At 43.8% G+C, this 21,683-nt stretch carries 15 protein-coding genes and 2 tRNA genes; 15 read left to right on the top strand and 2 right to left on the bottom strand.

Features of this window, described 5'->3' with window-relative positions:
• Positions 1–3 precede the first annotated feature (3 nt).
• From B2866_RS04550 to B2866_RS04520, 7 genes are all read left to right on the top strand, one after another.
• The gene (locus B2866_RS04550; protein WP_296191084.1) at positions 4–1,413 is read left to right on the top strand and encodes a GntP family permease; all 1,410 of its coding nucleotides are present in this window, start codon (positions 4–6) and stop codon (positions 1,411–1,413) included.
• A gap of 439 nt (positions 1,414–1,852) precedes the next feature.
• The gene (gene metG / locus B2866_RS04545) at positions 1,853–3,970 is read left to right on the top strand and encodes a methionine--tRNA ligase (RefSeq protein ID WP_296191080.1); all 2,118 of its coding nucleotides are present in this window, start codon (positions 1,853–1,855) and stop codon (positions 3,968–3,970) included.
• Between the two features lie 45 nt (positions 3,971–4,015).
• Positions 4,016–4,300 carry a hypothetical protein gene (locus B2866_RS04540; RefSeq protein WP_296191078.1) on the top strand — a complete coding sequence of 95 codons (285 nt, stop codon included), beginning with the start codon at positions 4,016–4,018 and terminating at the stop codon, positions 4,298–4,300.
• Between the two features lie 304 nt (positions 4,301–4,604).
• Entirely contained in the window at positions 4,605–5,654 is a 1,050-nt protein-coding gene (locus tag B2866_RS04535; RefSeq protein WP_296191083.1) for an ABC transporter substrate-binding protein, read from the top strand.
• A gap of 170 nt (positions 5,655–5,824) precedes the next feature.
• Positions 5,825–6,853 carry an ABC transporter substrate-binding protein gene (locus B2866_RS04530; RefSeq protein ID WP_296191076.1) on the top strand — a complete coding sequence of 343 codons (1,029 nt, stop codon included), beginning with the start codon at positions 5,825–5,827 and terminating at the stop codon, positions 6,851–6,853.
• Positions 6,854–7,176: 323 nt separating this feature from the next.
• Positions 7,177–8,076: an ABC transporter permease gene (locus tag B2866_RS04525; RefSeq protein ID WP_068404436.1), complete on the top strand. Its 900-nt coding sequence runs from the start codon at positions 7,177–7,179 to the stop codon at positions 8,074–8,076.
• A gap of 31 nt (positions 8,077–8,107) precedes the next feature.
• Complete coding sequence (locus tag B2866_RS04520) at positions 8,108–8,902, top strand: ABC transporter ATP-binding protein (RefSeq protein WP_144296483.1); 795 nt, start codon at positions 8,108–8,110, stop codon at positions 8,900–8,902.
• 77 nt (positions 8,903–8,979) lie between these two features.
• Here the strand turns inward: B2866_RS04520 and B2866_RS04515 are convergent, their stop codons facing one another.
• Positions 8,980–9,657, bottom strand: coding sequence for a response regulator transcription factor (locus B2866_RS04515; protein ID WP_296191074.1), 678 nt, complete (start codon positions 9,655–9,657; stop codon positions 8,980–8,982).
• 105 nt (positions 9,658–9,762) lie between these two features.
• Positions 9,763–11,904: a PhnD/SsuA/transferrin family substrate-binding protein gene (locus tag B2866_RS04510; RefSeq protein ID WP_296191072.1), complete on the bottom strand. Its 2,142-nt coding sequence runs from the start codon at positions 11,902–11,904 to the stop codon at positions 9,763–9,765.
• Positions 11,905–12,140: 236 nt separating this feature from the next.
• Between B2866_RS04510 and B2866_RS04505 the strand changes: the two genes are divergently transcribed.
• The 8 genes from B2866_RS04505 (at position 12,141) to B2866_RS04470 (ending at position 21,455) form a co-directional block, all read left to right on the top strand.
• On the top strand, positions 12,141–13,517 hold the full coding sequence (locus B2866_RS04505; RefSeq protein ID WP_296191071.1) for a cytochrome c: 1,377 nt from the start codon (positions 12,141–12,143) through the stop codon (positions 13,515–13,517).
• The gene (locus B2866_RS04500; protein ID WP_296191069.1) at positions 13,517–14,485 is read left to right on the top strand and encodes a c-type cytochrome; all 969 of its coding nucleotides are present in this window, start codon (positions 13,517–13,519) and stop codon (positions 14,483–14,485) included. Before B2866_RS04505 ends, B2866_RS04500 begins: the two co-directional genes overlap by 1 nt.
• A gap of 200 nt (positions 14,486–14,685) precedes the next feature.
• Positions 14,686–17,082, top strand: coding sequence for an FdhF/YdeP family oxidoreductase (locus B2866_RS04495; RefSeq protein WP_296191067.1), 2,397 nt, complete (start codon positions 14,686–14,688; stop codon positions 17,080–17,082).
• A 132-nt stretch (positions 17,083–17,214) separates the two neighbouring features.
• On the top strand, positions 17,215–18,168 hold the full coding sequence (gene fdhD, locus B2866_RS04490; protein WP_409520885.1) for a formate dehydrogenase accessory sulfurtransferase FdhD: 954 nt from the start codon (positions 17,215–17,217) through the stop codon (positions 18,166–18,168).
• 902 nt (positions 18,169–19,070) lie between these two features.
• The gene (locus B2866_RS04485; protein ID WP_313474764.1) at positions 19,071–20,717 is read left to right on the top strand and encodes a sodium:solute symporter family protein; all 1,647 of its coding nucleotides are present in this window, start codon (positions 19,071–19,073) and stop codon (positions 20,715–20,717) included.
• 102 nt (positions 20,718–20,819) lie between these two features.
• Positions 20,820–20,954 carry a putative transporter small subunit gene (locus B2866_RS04480; RefSeq protein ID WP_223808464.1) on the top strand — a complete coding sequence of 45 codons (135 nt, stop codon included), beginning with the start codon at positions 20,820–20,822 and terminating at the stop codon, positions 20,952–20,954.
• A 218-nt stretch (positions 20,955–21,172) separates the two neighbouring features.
• A tRNA-Cys gene (locus B2866_RS04475) sits at positions 21,173–21,246 on the top strand.
• A gap of 122 nt (positions 21,247–21,368) precedes the next feature.
• A tRNA-Leu gene (locus tag B2866_RS04470) sits at positions 21,369–21,455 on the top strand.
• Positions 21,456–21,683 lie beyond the last annotated feature (228 nt).

The raw sequence follows: 21,683 nt of genomic DNA, 5'->3' as shown, positions 1-21,683 counted from the left end.
ACTATATATTTTGGGTTTGGTATTACTTTATTATTATTGATGTTCTTTGCTTACCGCAGCTATTCCGTGCTGATTTTGGCACCGATTATGGCGATGTTGGCTGTATTACTTTCAGGTGATTTCTTAAGCAGCATTCCCGCCTATACCGATGTATTTATGGGTGCATTAAGTGGATTTTTGCTGAAATTTTTCCCTATATTCTTACTAGGCGCGCTATTTGGACGTTTGATGGCAGACTCTGGCGCAGCGACAGCCATTGCCAATACCGTGGTCGAAAAGCTCGGTGCCAGCAAAGCTATTTTGGCAGTTATATTAGTTTGTGCCATTTTAACTTATGGCGGTGTGTCTTTATTTGTGGTGGCATTTGCTATCTACCCAATTGCCAAAGACTTGTTTAAAGCCGCTGATATTCCTAAACGCTTGATTCCAGCTGCTATTGCGTTAGGTTCATTTACCTTTACCATGACAGCGTTGCCGGGCACGCCAGCCATTCAAAATGCGATTCCTATCCCTTACTATAATACCAACGTTTTTGCCGCTCCTATTTTAGGTATTATCGGCGGTCTTATCATGTTCTTCTGTGGCTGGTTGTGGTTACAATCACGGGCCAGAAAAGCCATTGCAGCAGGTGAAGGCTATGGCCAGCATGATGAAAGTGATGTAGGCGATGTTGGTAGCGCACCAGCAGAAACCAACTTGGTAAGCACACATCACACTTCGTTTACTGTGGCTATGATTCCGCTGGTGCTGGTCATCGGCCTAAACGCCCTACTAACTTATTTTATTTTTCCATCGATGGACTTTAGTGGTTTGCAAACCCAGTTTCCGGACTTAAATATTGCAGGTTCACTTGGTCTATGGTCAATTATCATCTCATTGGTCGTAGCTTGTACTGTGCTCATTGTGCTGCGTATTGGTCATTGGAACAATCTACAAAAAACCATTAACCGCGGTACTTATGATTCGATGTTGCCAATTTTTAACACGGCATCAGAAGTTGGTTATGGAGCGGTTATTGCCTCATTAGCAGGTTTTCTTCTTATTCGTGACAGTATCTTAAATCTAACCCCTGGCAACCCACTTATCTCAGAAGCGGTCGCGATGACCACACTCGCTGGTATTACAGGTTCCTCTTCTGGAGGTTTGAGTATTGCACTATCGACGCTGGGTGAAGACTATTTAAGAATGGCTGTCGCCGCTGGTATCGACCCAGAGCTTATGCACCGAGTCGCTGTAATGGCAGCAGGTGGTTTGGATACCTTGCCACATAGTGGTGCGGTCATTACCTTACTGGCGATTTGTGGTTTGACGCATAAGAAATCCTATCTAAACGTTGCTATGGTCACTATAGTAATCCCACTGATTGCGGTGGTTGCTATTATCGTTTTAGGAACGATGTTTGGCTCATTTTAAGAGAATATTTAGCTCGTTCTAAAAAGTAGCTAAAATGTAAAAATGGACTTTAAATACCACAGAAATCTACCTTTTTAACAAATCTGCTTATTCATTAAACCCACTTAGCAAATGGCTTGGTGGGTTTTTTATGTCAGCTTTAGCATAGCTCACTTTAAATAAAGCTAATTTCCCCTATCAAACAATTAACAATATAAATGCTAAATATAGTTAATCACCGTCTTAGCATCGATTTAATTACCAAGGTAATATCACAAAATCAGCCGAATTACGGTATCATAGGCGCACTTTTTTAATTTTTCTCTTTTTTAGAGTTTTCATCAGTTTTAGACGTTTTCAGTGTTGGTAATTTAACATTGATAATACGGTGCTGACTCCTCATAAAGTGTTCAAGACATTTGATAACCAACCCGTTTATATAAAAATATAGGTGATAAAAGTGCGTGAGATTTTAGTAACCAGTGCGCTGCCCTACGCCAATGGCTATATCCATTTGGGGCATCTTGTAGAATATATTCAGACCGACATTTGGGTACGTGCGATGAAAGCACAGGGCCATCAGGTCACTTATGTCTGCGCTGATGATGCTCATGGCACTGCGATTATGCTCAAAGCAGAAGCCAATGGCGTGAGCCCAGAAGAGCAAATCGCCTCAGTAAAAGCCTCACATGAAGCCGATTTTGCCAAATTTTTAATTGACTTTGATAATTATCACAGCACCCATTCAGAAGAAAACAAGCATTTCTCTGAGCTTATTTATCGTCGCCTTAATAGCGCCGGACATATCAGCACAAAGGACGTTAAACAGCTCTTTGACCCTGAAAAGCAGCTGTTTTTAGCCGATCGTTTTGTCAAAGGAGAGTGCCCTGAATGCGGCGCGCTGGATCAATATGGCGATAACTGTGAGGTATGCGGTACCACTTATGATGCGACCGACCTTATCAATCCGCATTCAACGCTATCCAATGCGACGCCTGTGCTTAAAACCTCAAAGCATTATTTCTTTGACTTACCAGAGTTTGAGCAGTTCTTAAAAGATTGGACGCGTAGCGAAAATCGCTTGCAAGTCTCCGTCGCCAATAAACTGCAAGAATGGTTTGACGCGGGCCTGACCAGTTGGGATATCTCGCGTGATGCGCCGTATTTTGGTTTTCAAATTCCAGACACACCAAGCGATGAGCCAGAAAAATACTTTTATGTCTGGCTAGATGCGCCAGTCGGTTACATGGCAAGCTTTAAAAACCTATGTGATAAGCGCGAAGGTACAGAGCAAGCGCTTGATTTCGACCGTTATTGGATGCAAGAAAACGAGCACAAAACCGAGGTTTATCATTTCATCGGTAAAGACATCGTGTATTTCCATGCGCTATTTTGGCCAGCAATGCTAGCCGGTAGCAAGTTCCGTACCCCAACCGGTGTTTTTGCCCACGGTTTCTTGATGGTCAATGGCGAAAAAATGAGTAAGTCACGCGGCACCTTTATCAAGGCCGAAACTTACGCGGAGCATTTGCATCCTGAATATTTGCGTTATTATTTCGCCAGTAAACTGTCTGACAAGGTTGAGGATATTAACCTTGATTTAGAAGACTTTATGCAAAAGGTCAACTCTGACTTGGTGGGTAAAGTGGTCAATATCGCCAGTCGCAGCGCCGGTTTTATCGTGAAGAAATACGACGGTATGCTGTCAGACAATTGCGTAGAGTCTGAATTATTAGAAGATATTACTAAGACCGGCGATGAAATTGCCGCCGCTTACGAGAATCGTGAATTCTCGCGTGCGATGCGCCTAATCATGCAATGTGCTGATAAAGCCAATGAATATATCGACGAGAAAAAACCTTGGTCACTTGCGAAGATCGAGGGAACTGAGCAAGAAGTGCAAGACGTCTGCTCGGTGGCGATTAATATCTTCCGCCAATTGATGGTTTATTTGGCACCAGTATTGCCTGAGCTGACAGCCAATGCTAAAGCGTTCTTAAATATTGATGATTTAAGCTTTGCTAGCCGAAATCAATGGCTACTTGGTCATAAAATCAATAAATTTAAACCTTTGATGCAACGTATCGAAGAAAAAGACGTTGCGGCAATGGTTGAAGATTCAAAGGCCTCGTTAGCGCAAGCAGACGCTCCTACTACTAGCAGCGATAATAATTCAGATAATAAAACAGCGGCAGTAAACACTCAGCCAGCAGAAAAGGCTGATACTGATACAAATGCTGAACAAGCTGACTATATTGGTATTGAAGACTTTGCCAAAGTTGAGATGAAAGTTGCGCACGTTTTAGCCTGTAATTATGTTGAAGGCGCGGACAAGCTTTTACAATTTACCTTGGACGTTGGCGAAGACAAACCACGTAATGTCTTTAGCGGGATTCGTAAGTTTTATGAGCCTGAGCAATTATTCGATAAAAAAGTGATTTGCGTCACCAATCTTGCGCCGCGTAAGATGAAATTTGGCATCTCAGAAGGCATGGTGCTATCAACAGGCAATCCAAAAACTCAGTTAACGGTAGTGACATTACCGGATAACTGCGTCATTGGTGATTTGTTGGCTTAACTCACATGTCTTGATGAATAATACAATAAGTATAGGAGAATAATAGTGATACTGCTGAGACTATTAGCAAATATTCTCCTTTATTTAACTATAGGCTTGTTGGTCTATTGGCATTTTACCAAAAATATTACCGCGCTATTTATAGCCATTGCTAGTGCTGTCATCAGCGTATTATTATTTATCATTACTACAGATGTTAAACAGTCACGAAACAACCGTCGTTCAGAGCCTTCGAGTATGTGGGATTGGTTAAACTTTATTGATATAGTAGAGATTCCTTTTTATCTGATTGGTTGGCTACTACGTAGTCTATGGCGTGTTTTTGATTAATAAGTCAATGAGATAATAAAAAAGATGCTTTCGTGGCATCTTTTTTTTGCCTAAAATTCATTGGTGATCAAATATAAAAAGAATAGTTAATCAGTAAAAATATCAACAAAAATCTGCCCGTATTTACCTTTATAAAATCAATGACAAATACGTTTTATTTTCTTATTGCCATAAGTTACATTGCTGTCATAATATGGACGTAATGATCAAGGGATTGATTACCTTTATGTTCGCCCGTTATCTCAGCATGCACATAACATTGACTCGGGTAACCTGCACTCTTTAACCTATGAGCCAAAATAAAATGACCTTTGCCACTACTTTACGCCTTAGCCTGTGCGGCGCTGCTATTAGCGCGGCGCTTGGATTAACCGCCTGCTCTAATAATGCGACCGACCCTGCTGCCAGCGCTGATGATAGCGCAACTAACGATAATCCTGCCAAAACCTTGGCCATCACCCAGATTGTCGAGCATCTTTCTTTAGATGAGATGCGCCGCGGCATTATTGATGAGCTGGCGGATAACGGCTACATAGAAGGTCAAAACCTAACCGTTAATTTCCAAAGTGCGCAAGGTAATACCGCAACGGCTGGGCAAATTGCCAAGCAGTTCGCTGGTGACAATCCAGATGCCATCGTCGCCATCTCAACACCTTCTGCGCAATCAGTGGTGGCCTCGACCAAAACCGTTCCCGTTATTTATACCGCCATCTCAGACCCTGTGGCAGCCAAGCTGATTGACGAAAATGATGTGCCTATCCAAACCAACGTGACTGGTCTGTCGAGCGAATTGCCCATTGAGCCACAATTAGACAATATTCAAAAAATTGTCCCAAATGTAAAAACCATTGGGTATGTTTATAGCCCAGGTGAAGCCAATTCTGTCGTGGTCCTTAAACAATTGGAAAAAGCAGCACCGGCACGTGGGCTTAAGATATTGGGCGTCACTGCCAATCGCCCTACCGACGTTGCGATGGCGACTCGTAGTCTGGCAGGCAAGGTAGAGGTTATTTATACCTCATTGGATAACAACGTGGTCTCGGCTTTTGAGGCGATGGCAAATGCGGCTAATGAGCTTGATATCCCAGTTGTTGCCTCAGATGAATTTAGCGTCAGACGTGGTGCGACGGCGGCGCTTGGGGTCAATGATTATGACTTTGGCCGTACCACGGGCAAAATGGTTTATCGGGTATTAAACGGTGAAGCAACCAAAGATATCACACCGCAAGTGATGAATACCTTAACGCTATACGTCAGCCCGAAACACGCCGCTGAACAAGGTACCAGCCTATCGGCAGACTTACTTAAAAACGCCATCAATATCGATAAAGAAGCACAAAAGGCCAGTAAATAGCCACTAACAAATAATAGTTGCGATTCAATAGTAAAGAATAAACGGACAATACTTAACAAACAGCTATACAACGGATTATACCATCAGCTAGGATAACGGCTGGCAGCGCTACCCCTTTTTTATCTTTTATATAATGTACGGACACATTATTATTTTCAGGAGTCAGACCCATGTTGTATCAAAATCGTTTTGCCAAAGCTTTATTATGGGGCGGTGTTTGCACCGCTATCTTGACCGGCTGTAATCAGCCCGCACAAGATGCCAACACCACTGACGGCGCTGCAACGGGCGGCGATAGCAAAGCTGCCATGAAAACGGTCGCTATTACCGCCATCGTTGAACATCCAGCACTCGATGACGTGCGTAAAGGCGTTATCGACGAGTTAAATGACGCCGGCTTTAAAGAAGGCGAAAATTTAACCATCAATTTTCAAAGCGCCCAAGGTAATACCGCCACTGCCGGTCAGATTGCCAAGCAATTCGTCGCTGATGCACCAGACGTTATCGTAGCGATTGCCACGCCATCGGCTCAGTCTGTGGCGGCCTCTACCAGCAGTATTCCTATGGTCTTCTCAGCGGTCACCGACCCTGTAGCAGCCAAACTGGTGCCCAAGCTTGATGGCTCTGGCACCAACGTTACCGGCGCCTCTGATGCGCTTCCTTATGCGCCGCAAATCGATTTAATGCGTCAAATTATCCCAAGCTTAAAGAACGTCGGTTATGTTTATAGCCCAGGCGAAGTGAACTCAACCATCGTCTTAAAAGCACTAAAAGAGAATCTGACCCCACTTGGCATCAACGTTCACGAAGCGCCTGCGCAGCGTAGTAACGATATTGCGATGGCCGCTCGTAGCCTTGAAGGTAAAGTGGATATGATTTATACCTCAACGGATAATAACGTGGTTTCAGCGTACGAATCGCTATACCAAATCGCTAAAGAAAGTAAGATTCCATTGATTGCCTCTGATACCAGTTCTGTTGAGCGCGGTGCCGTTGCAGCCTTAGGGGTAAACTATTACGATTTGGGCCGCGAGACTGGTAAAATTGTCACGCGTATCTTAAACGGTGAAAAACCAGGCGAAATTCCTGTTTATACACCGCAATCACTTGATTTACACGTCAGTCCAAAGAATGCGCAAGCCGAAGGCATTACGCTACCACAAGCCGTTATCGATAAAGCAAAAGTAGTGTTAGAATAACTGCCGCTTTTAACTCTAATGCTTAAACGGTAGTTTTTATCAATTATCGTCTAGGTTAATTTGATATAGCTATACAGGTAGCGCAGACAAACCCAGCTATCAGTCAGTAGGCTGGGCTTGTTTTTTCAAGGCTTTAAATAAGCAAGACTTAGGGTTATTAATAGTAATTATAAGTTTTGCTTGACCCTAACTGCAGATACCCCTATCTGTTAAATTCACCGCTTAGTCGTTTAATCAAAGTTGGTTGATAGCGCGATATGTCGCCTATCTCAATTATCACGCCACAATTTATTAAACGCTGGGTTATGACTTACTGATCTCTTATGTCTTTAATTGCTTTTTTTGGTGCGCTTGAAAGTGGTCTGATTTATGGCCTAGTGGCGCTCGGCGTCCTTATCTCATTTCGTACCCTCGACTTTCCGGATTTGACCGCTGACGGTAGTTTTCCGTTGGGCGGCGCTGTCGCGGGTATTTCTATCATCGCTGGTGTGAATCCTTGGCTGGCTTGTGCCTTTGGTATGCTAGCGGGGTCAGTTGCGGGTATCGTCACCGCATGGCTACACGTTAAACTGGGCATTTTACAGCTGCTTGCCAGCATCCTTGTGATGGTCGCTTTATACTCTGTCAATCTACGGATTATGGGCGCGCCAAACTTACCATTATTAGGTGAAACGACAGTATTTAGCACCTTGGTCAGTGATGGCAATGGTTACTGGATGCGCTGCCTGATTATTGGTGTCGTTGTGCTACTGGCCATGTTGTTTCTAAACTGGTTTTATAGTACTGAGACGGGTTTATCGATGCGGGCAACTGGCTCAAACCTACGTATGGCACAAGCGCAAGGTATCAATACCTCATGGATGACCATCATTGGTATGGCGATTTCTAACGGTTTGATTGCGTTAGCAGGCGCACTATTTGTGCAGACGCAAGGTGGCGCTGATATCTCCATCGGTATCGGGACGATTGTCATTGGTTTGGCAGCAGTCATCATCGGTGAAACCATCATTCCTGCCAAGCGAATTTGGCTGATTACCTTTGCGGTGGTCGTTGGTGCGGTGCTTTATAAGCTCTTTATTCAGGTGGCTCTATCAAGCAGTACATTACGTAGTATTGGATTTGGTCCACAAGATTTAAACTTGATTACAGCGCTACTCGTGGTATTAGCCTTGGTCTTACCAAAAGCTAAAAATAAATTTTTAAGTCGTAAAGTTCGGGCTTAATGTCAATGTGCAACCATAAGGAATAATTATTATGATGCAAGCTACAGATTTGCGGTTGACCTTTAATCCTGGAACGCCCATTGAAAACCCTGCCCTACGCGGTATCAATTTAAATATCGCCGATGGTGAATTTGTCACCGTCATCGGTACCAATGGCGCAGGCAAATCGACCTTTTTAAATGCCGTCAGTGGCACCACGCGCGTCGATAGCGGTTCAATCTTGTTAAATGGTATTGATGTCACCAAAAAAACCGCGCACCAACGCGCTCATTGGGTCGCTCGTGTCTTCCAAGACCCGATGGCGGGAACTTGTGAGGCGCTAACCATCGAAGAAAACATGGCGCTTGCCTATAAGCGCGGCGGCAAACGTGGTTTGAACTTTGCCCTTAATCAAAATAACCGTGACTTATTTCGTGAGAAATTATCAGTATTAAAATTGGGTCTAGAAAATCGTCTTACCGACCGTATGGGCTTGTTATCCGGTGGTCAACGTCAAGCCGTTAGTCTGCTGATGGCATCATTGCAGCCGTCTAAGATTCTACTGCTTGATGAGCATACGGCGGCCCTTGACCCTAAAACGGCGGCGTTTGTTTTAGAGTTAACTGATAAAATCGTTACGGACAATCAGCTGACAACGATGATGGTCACGCACTCGATGCAGCAGGCCTTAGCCCATGGCACGCGTACTGTGATGCTTCATCAAGGGCAAGTAGTATTAGATGTATCTGGTGATATCCGTAAAGGCATGAACGTGCATGATTTACTGGATATGTTTGAGCAGACGCGCGGTGAAAAGGTCGAAGATGATAGCTTGATATTAAGCTAACGCATTTAGCTTAATAATTTGAATTTAAAAAATAAAACGCCTGTTTAATAGCAGGCATTTTTTTATAACTGTTTTAGTTATTGAGAATCAAGCATGACCAATTTTTGAATCAACTCACTGACATGCTGCGCTTGCATTTTTTTCATCACCTGTGAGCGATGCACCTCTACCGTACGTACCGATATGTCTAAATGGTCGGCGATATTTTTATTCAGATTGCCTTGCATCAGCTCATTGGCCACTTGTTTTTCTTTCTCAGTCAGCTGCGCATAGAGCTTTTTGATACTATAAAGCTGAGCACGTTTAATTGTTAAGGCTTGCGCACGCGCAAGCGCTTCTTGTAAACGGTGACTATTAATCGGTTTCTCTAAATAATCAGCCGCGCCTAGTTTGAGCATGTTAACCGCATCAGCAATCTCACCCTTGCCAGTTAATGCAATAAGAGCTATCGGACTGTCATATTCATTGAGACGCGATTGCAGTGCCTGACCGCTCATTTCTGGCATCATCAAATCACTAACTATCACTGCTGGGCGATAGATATCAACTTGCTGTAAAAACATCAGCGCACTTGACCATACTTGGGTCGGTAATCCTAAACTGCTAATCAAAAAATCACATGATATACGCACGCTTTCTTCATCGTCAATGATATAAACCAGTAGAGGTTCGCTAACGATAGCAGCTGAACCATTACCAGCTGTTTGAGAATCTAAGTGTTTTAAGTGCTTATTGAGATGATGCTGAGCATTCATACGCAACCTTATGATTAAGTTAATTTGTAAAATTTATAAATGCTTGGTTGTTGATAACCCTCTCTTGCTCATTTTCGCTTTTTCTTACTGTCTCTGTTGATTATCTTATTTCTGCGCATCATCTGCCAAATGTAACGGCAGATAAAAAGCCACTTGCGCACCTACCCTGTTTGCTAATGGATAAGTGTTTTCAGTTTTCATCAATCGCACTTTACCATTTAATGACCGCTTTAAGCGCTGCTGATAACCGTCTAGCGCTTGTATAGTATTAAGCTCCTGCTGCACTTCGATATTGCTAAGCTGCATCATACCGCCAAGTGACTTGCACAAACGCTGACATATCATCAGACCTAAGCCTAAACCATTTTCTTTGGTTGATTTGGTGGCGTAATAATTGGTTAAATGCTGTTGTGATTGTCGGTCGACTAGCTGCTTATTACCAACTAACGGTTTATGGTCAAGCAACTGCGCCTTATCAAAACCGCCTGCATCATCGGTTACATGCAGTACTAGATAGGGTTTTCCATTATAATCTTCTGCCTGACAACGCAACATTATCTGCGTTGCCCCTTGCTGCTCGGCATTGAGCATACTATTGATGAGTAATTGATCCAACAATAATTTTGGTAGTTGTAAATACTGGTAGTCACTTACAAACCAAAAAGTAATGCCTAAGCTTTTATCGCCTAATAATAATATACACTGCTCGTAAGTTGCCGCAATATCGGCACTAACCTCATTGAACTCATTGGCCTGTGACTGCCCTGCCCAATGTCTGATATTTTTAATCACCGCGGCAGCACGCTCCGTCTCATTGACGATTTGTTGTAAAGCCTTTTCTATGCTTCCCTTTTCTAGTGTTTGTTTTTTATCCAATTGATTATACTGATTGCGTATTAATAGCCCTTGGGCATAATTTTGAATGGTCGCCAGGGGCTGATTGATTTCATGGGCGATTGAACCACTCATCTCACCGATGACAGCGAAGCGTTCTGATTGACGTAGCTGAAGGTCATAATCACGAATCAGTTGATTTTGCAGAGTGATTTTTTGCCGTCGTCGCCATGCCAGCCAGCTCATCCACGCATAATTTACCGTCGATATCAGTACAATTAAAACCATAACGGCCATCCACAATCGATGCGCCTTTACCCAATCGACCATATGCGCGCCCAGCTGCTTTTGTGCCGGATGGCGGTTCATGTCATAAAGGATACGTTCTGCATCGCTACTTGATTCGGGTGGTAGCCAGTGCTGTCCTATCCCTAACGATTCTTGCTCTGATTGACTTGTACCAAATAAATTTTGATTGATTTGCCGAATCAAGGCAGCTGGCGCTTGCTCGGTCGCCGCCAATGTCCAATTGGGATATATCTTTGTTGAAGACTGACAGCTAGAAGCGGTCGCCACAGGGTGAATAAGTCGGTATTGTTTTTTACTAATCTTTCCTTGCTGCGCCATCTCTTCCATGAGGCAAAGCGGCGCAATCGCTGCATCTACACTGCCACTCGCCAATGCATGTAAGGTACGCTCAATAGGATAGCCGAAGAACTGGGTCTGATAACGGTTGGACGGTACGCCGTTTTGTTGTAATAAATGCGCGACCAGCAGATAACCGCCGAAAGCCTCACTATCGACAGCAGCAATTTTACGCTGCTGTAAATCTTGCAACTGATAAATACCGCTGTCCGCCTTTACCCAAAGTGCACTGGCGACCGCTTCCATGGCGCTGGGTTCTTTTAACTGCCTATCTTGAGTCAGTTTATTAAATTTATTGGCCAGATTGACCGTTGTAGAAAGCTGCTTATCAGCGGTTTTGGTGGTAAAACCTTTTTCATGAAAAGCTTTTTCCTTAAAGTTTTTACCATTGATATCAGCAGGTTCATGCAATTGAGTGGGGTCTATATCGGCTTGTAAGGTCGCAAGCCAGCGCCAATGGGTGGTATTCATTTTAATCAGCTGTACTTGCGGACCAAGCACTAGGGCAAACTGCTGCGCTTCGATTTCTTGCTGCCAATTCTCTAACGCTAGGGGCACCAAGACCACGGTGTCCTCTTGCAACTGCTCATTAAGTTGATTAAGCCACGGTTGCCAACGCTCTTGCGCTACCGTTTCACCTTGCGGCGCGAGCACACCCAAATAGTAGGTTTGCGCATTGGCGCGGCCTAGCATTAACCAAGTAAAGGACGCTACCACGATAATAAAATAAGCCTTCAAGCTCGCCCAGACTTTAGACTTTTTATCCATACACCTAGCCTTACAGTTGAGCTATCAAACCTTCATTATAAATGAAAACCATAATTATAATGTGGTTTTCCACAATATCGTAATGTTACCCTCCACTTTATACTAGATAACAATCTTGTAACTTTTCATTTACTAGGCTTAATTTTTAAATATTTCATAGAACTATCTAATAGTCCTCATAGAATGTTTATGACGAATGAGAAGCTCAGTAAAAATATATTATGGAGGGCAGGCTTATGAAAAAGTGGCCATCAATCATTATTATGGCAGCCATTGTCGGGCTGATTTTGGCGTTTATCATTGGGCAAATACTACCTAAGATGCGCACAACTAGCAGTGACATCGAGGTCAATATCACTGACCCTGCCCTTATTAAACAAGGGCAATACGTCGCGCGTACCGCTGACTGTGTTGCTTGCCATACGACGCTTGACGGTGGAACTTATGCTGGTGGCCTGCCTATGCTGACGCCGCTAGGTGCCATTTATTCAACCAACATTACCCCTGATAAAGAAACCGGTATTGGTCAGTATACCTTTACTGACTTTAAAAACGCCGTCAAGCATGGCGTGCGCCGTGATAATAAAGCGCTATATCCTGCCATGCCCTATCCGTCTTATCAGCTCATGCCAGATGAAGATTTGGCCGCGATGTACGCCTATTTTATGTCTGACGTCAAACCGGTCAAGCAAGCCAACTTAAAAAGTGAGTTGCCGCCAATAGCCAATTGGCGCTGGCCGCTGGCTTATTGGCAAGCACTGTTTGACCCAAAACGTGATTTTGTGCCAGAAACTGATGATGCGCTATTGACCCGTGGACAGTATTTAATTGAAGGTCCTGGTCACTGCGGCTCTTGTCATACTGGACGCGGTATCGGCTTCCAAGAAATCGCCTTAAATAATGCAGACTCAGAAGAATATTTGAGCGGTGCGGTTATCGATGGTTGGCGTGCCAAAAGTATCCGCGGTGAGCATCGCGGTTTGGCTACGTGGACCGTCGCAGAATTGAATGACTTCTTTAAAACCGGTCGCACTGACACCACGGCTGCTTTTGGCGCCATGGCCGAAGTGGTCGAGCACAGCACGCAATATATGACAGACTATGATATCAACGCCATGTCATCTTATCTAAAAACACTGTCTCCTGCGCCAAATAAAGAAAAAACCTTGCCGGCGAAAAAAGACATGACCACGCAAAAACTACTTGATGGCGACTATGATTCGCGCGGCTCGATTCTATACGCCGAGTATTGCCAAGTTTGTCACCGTACCGATGGTAAAGGCGTGTCGCGTATCTTCCCAGCACTTGATGGCAATAGCGCGGTATATGCTAAAAATGCTGACTCGGTACTCCAAATCACCTTGAGCGGTGGCCGCATGCCCGAAACGCCGCACGACCGCATGGCCTTTACCATGCCTGAATTTATCAACCTGAGTGATGCGGATGTGGCAGAAGTGGTCAACTATGTCCGTAATAGCTGGACCAACCAAGCGCCTGAAATCGGTGTTGACGATGTGGTAAAAATGCGCGCTTTTCTTGCCAAAAAACCAAAAACCAGTACCGATATCGCCCCAGACCTAAGTATTGAAGCGCAAACAAAAGGAGCAAAATAATGAAAAAACCTTCACTCAACTTGCCTGCTGTTGTTAGCGTTATCTGTGAAAAAATGACCATGAACAAACTAACCACCGCTGCCCTGACTACTTCAGCACTTAGTATCGCCGTTATCAGTAGTGGTTGCTCACAGCCCGAGCCTATCGAGCAAAATGCCCCTAAATATGGCTTGGTCACCGCTGATGATGCCAACGAAGACATCGGCACTTATGTACTGCCGCAAGATACGTCTATCTTGGATGAGCCAAACGCTGATGAAATTTTTTATGGTAAGCGCTTATTAAACGAAACCAAGCGCTTATTGCCCGAGCACGTCGGCGCGCAAATGAACTGTAATAGCTGTCATATCTCGCAAGGTAAAATCCCGCTTGGTGACCCGTATATCAACAGTTATAACTTTTACCCACGCGTGATGCCGCGTGCGGGTAAAGAAGTCGATTTGACCAAACGCATTAACGGCTGCTTCCAGCGCTCGATGAATGGCAAACCCTTAAGACCTGAATCACCTGAGATGCTAGCAATGTTGGCCTATATGAAATGGCTATCACAAAATACGCCAAAAGAGCAAAAGGTTGATATCCAAAACGCGGGTAAGGTTGATGAATCCTTGGTCGGTAACCCTGTACGCGGTGAAAAAATATACCAAGTACAATGTGCCACCTGTCATGGTGATGACGGCGAAGGCATGAAAGACAGCCGCGGTGATATAGTCTTCCCACCATTATGGGGCGATGAATCTTTTAATATCGGCGCGGGTATGGCGCGTACTTATAAAGCGGCAGCTTTTGTGAAATACAATATGCCGATGGGCATTCAAACCAAAGGTCTATGGGGTCATGGCAACGTGCTCACTGATCAAGACGCCATCGATGTCGCTGAATTTTTTACCCATCAACCGCGTCCTGACTTTGCTGGTAAAGTAAACGACTGGCCTAATGGCAAAAAACCCAAAGACGCGCGTTATTAAGTGAGAAAGTAAGCCAATACAACATTAATGCTCATTTTATTAATAAACAAACCTCAAACGCGTGAATTGCTTTGAGGTTTTTTGTTATCTATGGTTAATGCGACTAAAAAATTTTGGCCAGCCATTATATAGTAGTGCTTAAGGCAATGACTTTTCTTACAGTCTTACTTACTTATCGCCATTCGCTTATGAGGTCTATCATGCGTAAAATTCCTATTTACTCTCACCCTGCTGCTGGTTGGCCAGCTTTGGTTGCTTCTACTCGTAAGTTAATGGATTACAAAGCTTTTTTGCGTGGTAGCATAAGTATTTTGCATAGTAATCAGCCTAATGGCGGCTTTGACTGTCCGGGCTGTGCATGGCCGGATCATAAGACCCATAAAAGCCTTGATGTCTGTGAAACGGGTATTAAAGTCATTGCTAGTGAAACAATGAGTAGGCGCGCCGATGCCGCATTTTTCGCCAAACATAGCGTTAAAGAACTACAAGGTTGGTCAGGCTACGAGCTTGAGCACAGCGGGCGCTTATCAGAGCCGTTATATTATGATGCGGGGCAAGACCGCTATGTGGCGATTTCGTGGCAGGCGGCTTATGAGCGTATTGCTGATACGTTAAAAAATCTTGCTTCGCCAGATGAAGCGTTATTTTACACCTCAGGACGCGTCACTAACGAGCCTGCTTTTATGTATCAATTGTTTGTGCGCTGTTTTGGCACCAATAATTTGCCAGATTGCTCAAATATGTGTCACGAGCCAACGTCAGTGATGCTCGGCAAACAGTTAGGCGTCGGTAAAGCCACGGTGGTTTTGGAAGATTTTGAGCAAGCGAAGCTGATTATGCTGTTTGGGCAAAATCCTGCCACCAATCATCCGCGTATGCTTGAGATGCTGGCACACGCTCATAAGCAAGGCTGCAAAATTATCTCTATCAATCCGATGCGTGAGCAAGGTTTAAGCAAGTTTAGAAATCCGCAAAAACCTACCCATATGGCCGCAGGGCAAAGTGATGAAATGGTTGATGAAGTCATTCAAATTCAAATCGGTGGTGATACTGCTTTATTGACGGGCTTGGCCAAATGGCTGACCAAAAATGGCAAAATTGATAATGATTTTATTGAGCAGCACACATCAGGTTATGAGGCGCTCGATACTTGGTTACGCCAGCAGTCTTGGGCAGACGTAGAGCTTGGCTGCGGTATTAGTAAAGCAGACATTATTAAACTTGCCAAACTTGTTGCTGATAGCCCAGCGACCATTTGCACCTGGGGCATGGGTATTACCCAACATGTCCAAGGCGAAGATAACGTCGCCATGATTACCAATTTGCTGCTACTCATGGGTATGATTGGGGTCGATGGCGCTGGCGCTTCACCGGTGCGTGGTCACTCCAATGTGCAGGGCGATCGCACCATGGGTATCCATGAGCGCCCTAAACAGAGCTTACTTGATAGCCTTGAGCGCGTGTTCAAGCGCCCTATGCCGCAAGAAGATGGGCTTGATGTCATCGCTGGGGCAAAAGCATTAATGCAAGGTAAGCTCAAAGCCTTTATCAGCATGGGCGGTAATTATGCCGTCGCCGCACCCGATAAAAGTACGATTCAAACGGCCTTAACCACTACCGAGCTTAATGTTTTTATTGGCACCAAACTCAATGAAACCATGCTATATCCGGGTAAAAACAACCTTATTTTACCTTGTATCAGTCGTACCGAACGCTTAGTAACGGCGAAAGGTGAGCAGTTCGCGACGATTGAAGACTCTATGTGCCAAATTGTTGCTACGCGCGGTCGCATTGAGCCGATTAGTGATGATTTAAAATCTGAAGCGCAAATTGTGGCCGATATGGCAACCCACGTCCTTGGCACTGATTCGTCTATTCCATGGCAAACCATGAGCAGCGACTTCGATATCATCCGTAATTATATTGCTCAAGCTATTGAAGGCTTTGAGAATTTTAACGATCGTATTCGTGAAAACGAGCGCGGTTTTCATTTATATCACCCTGCCCGTCATCGCGTTTGGAATACCGATAGCGGCAAAGCGCAGTTTGAAGTCCCACAATATCCGATTACTTATGTCGCAGCACAGATGGCAGAAACCACATCGAGCTATCATAGCCATGCTAAAAATAACAATGCTAAAAGTGACCATAGCAAAAATAATGAACCCGAGATTCATCCAAGCAATAGCGATCACAATCACACCCAAAGCGCTGAGCAAAAAGTATGGCAGCTAACCAGTGTCCGCAGTCATGATCAATTTAACACCATGATTTTCGGGTTTAAAGACCGCTATCGCCAGACCAACCGCCGCGACGTGTTATTTATGCATCCCGATGAAATCAAGCGTTTAGGTTGGCAAAAAGGCGATAGCGTTATGGTATCGCGTCAAGACAGCCAAGATGAACAGCGCACCTTAGGTCCATTAATACTGACTGAGATGGATATCGCTGCCAATGCGGTGGCGACCTATTATCCTGAATGTAACGACCTTATCGACTTAGACACTCACGCGCCAGACTCAAGGACGCCTTCTTATAAATCCGTCACCGTTGTTCTGCAGCGCGTTAATGAGGGCACACTAGCCGCCAGCGCTTAATAAAGATGGTTTGATAAAGGTAATGGTTAAAATATAATGCTCAGTAAACATAACGCAGTTGCAGTAGAACCTTGGATAAATGACTCAGCGGCCGATTTAGAAACCAATGCTGATCATGCTGCTGCGCCAATAATGGATGTGCAGACTGTGCCTTTATCGCGCCTACATTTAACGCAAAAACATGCTTATTTATCTACAGCAAATGTCTCTTCTAAAAATGCAGAAATAGAGGTTAATGACAAATCAGCGCTGCTGGCAGTAGAGGCAGCGGTTGCGATTGTCATTAATGGTATCCATTACGCTATATTGATGGCAAGCCCCTATCAGCTTGATTTTCTTGCCATTGGCTTTTTATATAGCGAAGGATTGATTCATCATAGTCATGAGTTATTAGATTGGGAGGTGACGCAACTGACCGATATTGCCAGTTATCGAAGATTCACCAGTGATTTAGCAGATGACTTGCTTGACGAAAAGACGGCATTTGAGCAATTTTCAGCGCAGTTGCAAGACTATGATGTATACGTAGTAGAGCTGGTATTAAATCAGCGCTGTCATCAGCGTATTCAAGCGCAAAGGCGACAGCTAGCAGGACGTACAGGCTGCGGTATGTGCGGTATCACCGGGCTTTCGCAAGCGCTTCCTGATTTAAGTCATTATTTATCATCTGGCTTGCAACAAAAACAGTCAGAATCCTCCGTGCCCAGTCTTAATTATTTACAGCACATGCATCAGCAAATTAACGCCGCCCAGCATACCCATCAACTCACTGGTGCGGTACACGCTGCAGCCACCATGCAAGGCAAGGATTTGTATTTATTTGAAGACGTAGGGCGTCATAACGCACTTGATAAACTCATCGGTTGGCAATTGCGCAACAAGACCAAGCTGACATGCGTGGTGATGACCTCGCGATTGTCTATTGAGCTGGTACAAAAATCCATTCGTAGCCACATTCCTTGGCTCGTTGGTATGTCGGCACCGACCAGTACTGCAGTACGCGTCGCTGAACACTATGGTTTGGGACTGGCAGGGTTTTTACGCGATGACCGAGTTACTTATTATACCAATTATAAAGACGCTTAAAACAACAAGTTAGGGGCGACTCTTTTATTATATCCATTTAACTCTATCACTAAACCGCTAAGCAATAACTATTTTCTACTTATTTTTACTTCAACTTAACTCTCCCTGTAAGTTCGTAAAAGAGCCCCTAGCCTTTATCGTTACCTTTCCTTAATACAAGAAAATTTGTTTAAACTTCATAGTTTCTCCTAACCTCTTCTGCTTATTAGGATCATTTTAATGACGACCTATTAGTTTATCTTAATGCTGGCTGACTAAAAAGTCTGCGGTAAAATTTGAGATAGCAGACAGAATAGGTTACTCTTACCGCACAAACATGTTACGATAATTTAACATCGCTGTAGTTTTATTTATTAATGAGAAGTAAATACTGGCAATAACTGCCGTAAAAATTTACTTATTATCACGACAGCGGATGTTCGCTCACAAGCAATAAAGGGATGAAAATCCATCCTAACTGTTGCTTAACGCAGCTACTATAAACAGCTCTATTTAGCACCGCTCAAGCAGTTTAGGCTCAGTGCTTATCCGTATTTTTGCTAGAGATGCTTAGTCAATAAGCGTCTTTTAGCGTCTCGTTACTATCGAGTAGGCATCACTTGACAGCGTAATGGTCAATCCATTAACAGACGCCTATTGAGAGTTGCCGCCGTTATTTCTAAGACAAATTTTTAGTCTATATTTTTTGTCAAATATTTGTCTAACAGGCTGTGCTAAATGAAAAAGCGGCATCACATTTAACGTGAGCGTTTGGCTTGCCTCATTGCGTGCTTGTGCGCTGTATACAAGCAGCGAATAGAACCAATGCGTCCTATTACATTCCTAACAGTTTGTGGCATGACTTTTATTGCAAACCTTTATTCTTCAAACAATTGCGAGGTATGAATTTGAAAACTGAGTCATTGTTCCAATTTTCATCAATCACCATTCTTTTACTTTTATTAGGATTTTATGGCGGTACTTACCTGCTGTCTTTATTGATTAAAAAAGATAAGGAAACCACTTCTGGATTTATGGTCGCCGGTCATGGTGTCGGTTTTGGCATGGGCGCGGCGAGTATGACTGCAACTTGGATTTGGGCAGCCTCGTTTTATGCGGCTGCAACCTCCGGTTATAAATACGGCGTTTCAGGACCGCTACATTATGGTTTTTGGGGCGCTTTGATGATTTTATTCATCTACCCTTTTGGCATGCGCTTTCGCGAACTTGCTCCTAATGGACACACCTTAGGTGAACTTATCCACGCCCGCCACGGATCATCAAGCCAATTAATTTTAGCCATATCTAACCTTATGGGCAGCTTAATTAGCTTGATGGTCAACTTCACCGCTGCTGGTGCTTTGGTATCAGTATTATCACCGTTATCGTTTCAGACCGGCGTCATTATCGCAGGTGTCGGAGTGCTCAGCTATACGTTAACCTCTGGATTTCGAGCGTCAGTATTTACCGATTTTGCTCAATTGGTTGCTTTGATGGCGATTGGAGTCATCATCATCCCTGCGGTGCTATTTGCCATGGGCGGGCCTGCGGTCATGGTCAGTGGCTTATCAAACTTAACCTTAGAGCAGCAAAACCTGTTTTCTTCTGAAGCCTTTTTTCAGCAAGGGGCGCCTTATTTTGTCGCGGTATTGGCTTATGCCATCGGCAACCAAACCATTACCCAGCGATTATTTGCCATTGATAAAACCAAAATCAAAGCCACTTTTGTCACTGCAACGGTCGGCTACGCGGGCATCGTCATTGGTCTTGGTATGATTGGTTTGATGGCTTTGACCATTGGTATTGAACCGCTTGATGGCAATATGAACAACTTAATCCCGCAAATGGTTAGTACTTATTTGCATCCGGTCTTTATTGCCTTGTTCTTTATTTTGGTCATTGGCTCGTTATCCTCAACCGCTGACTCAGATTTATCCGCGCTATCAACGATTATGATGGCGGACGTTTATGGCAAAAATATCGCTAAAGGGCGCGTAAAACCAAAAACCATGATGCTGGTTGGACGCTCAACCATGATTATTGCCACCGCTGCTGGATTGATTTTTGCCAGCTTTAAGCTTGATATATTGGTCATGTTGGTCTTCGTTGGCGCATTGTGGGGCACCATTGTATTCCCTGTGATTGCCAGTGTATTCTGGAATCGCGTGACCAATCTGGCCTTTACCTCAGCTGTCATCGTCGGGTTGTTATTATTTTGCGTCGCACGCTTTGAGCTGATTCCTATTGAAGGCTTCACCGCACTATTCTTTGAGATTTTGGCCAGTGTTGGCGCTGCTGTCGTGATTGGACTCATGGTCTTTGGCTTTTTAGGACGCAAAATCGGTATGGTCGCCGCCGCTATTACGCTATTACTGATGCTCATTTTCGCCACCGGCTTTTTACGCCAATATATGGTCTTGCTGGCTTCCTTGACCGCTTACGGTGCCAGTACCATCGTCTGCGTGATTGTTAGCCTTATGGGTGACGAGCATTTTGATTTTGACCTCATTAAACAGCGGGTGGGCAACTACGATAAACAGCCGCAAGCACAAGCATTACCAAAATCTTAGGCAAAATCTTATTAGGCATTGATGGTTAACCAATGCTTGGCTAGCCATTGTTACTGAAGTCTAGTAAGCAAAAAATTTATATAAACACTATAAGGAGACATCATGGACAACGTCTTTATCTATGGATTTTATATCCTCGTCTGGCCGGCGATTACCCTTGGGGTGCTGACATTAATCTGTACCGCAACTTATCGCGATTTCAAAAAAGCAAAACGTAATAATCAAGATATTGTCTAGCAAGCGCTAAACTAGAATAATTATTTTTAACAAGTCATCACTGAATTTAGGTTTGGCGATGACTTCATTTGCACCACTTTTGCTGTCCTTTTACCTTATTGAAGCTTAAATAATGCCTCATTTATGGTTAAATAGCGGCAACTTAGCAAATAAGCGCTGTTTCGTTAAAAAATGACTTGTAATTTAAATTATTTTTGCTAATATAGGCATCCTTGATTGGCTGGGTGGCAGAGTGGTCATGCAGCGGACTGCAACTCCGTTAACGCCGGTTCGATTCCGACCTCAGCCTCCAATTATTTAGCTATAAATATATAAGTATGATGTTAATTTTAGCTTGCTTTATTAATGGAAATGCTTATAATAGCGACCACTATCTAATAAGTAGAAAGCTTACTTTTAGATAAGACAAGTTTTGCCCGGGTGGTGAAATTGGTAGACACAAGGGATTTAAAATCCCTCGCTAGTAATAGCGTGCCGGTTCAAGTCCGGCTCCGGGTACCATTATATTAAAAGGCTTCCAAGCAATTGGAAGCCTTTTTCTTATTTCAGATTTTCCTAAGTAAATTTCTTGCGATCGTATGATGTAGTTGTTTCTTTTTAGTAGTTTCCATACTGTTTAATTTTCTTCTTAGATTAACACATGAAGTGCAATGACCCCTGCCATCAAATTCATAGACATCAACTTGATAATGAATCTTACAATTTAGGTGTAATGGACATTTTTCATGC

It is taken from the genome of Psychrobacter sp. UBA3483, assembly GCF_002377905.1.
GTDB lineage: Bacteria > Pseudomonadota > Gammaproteobacteria > Pseudomonadales > Moraxellaceae > Psychrobacter.
The sequence above is the reverse complement of the archived record's forward strand: the minus strand, read 5'-3'. Positions and strand labels throughout refer to the sequence as shown.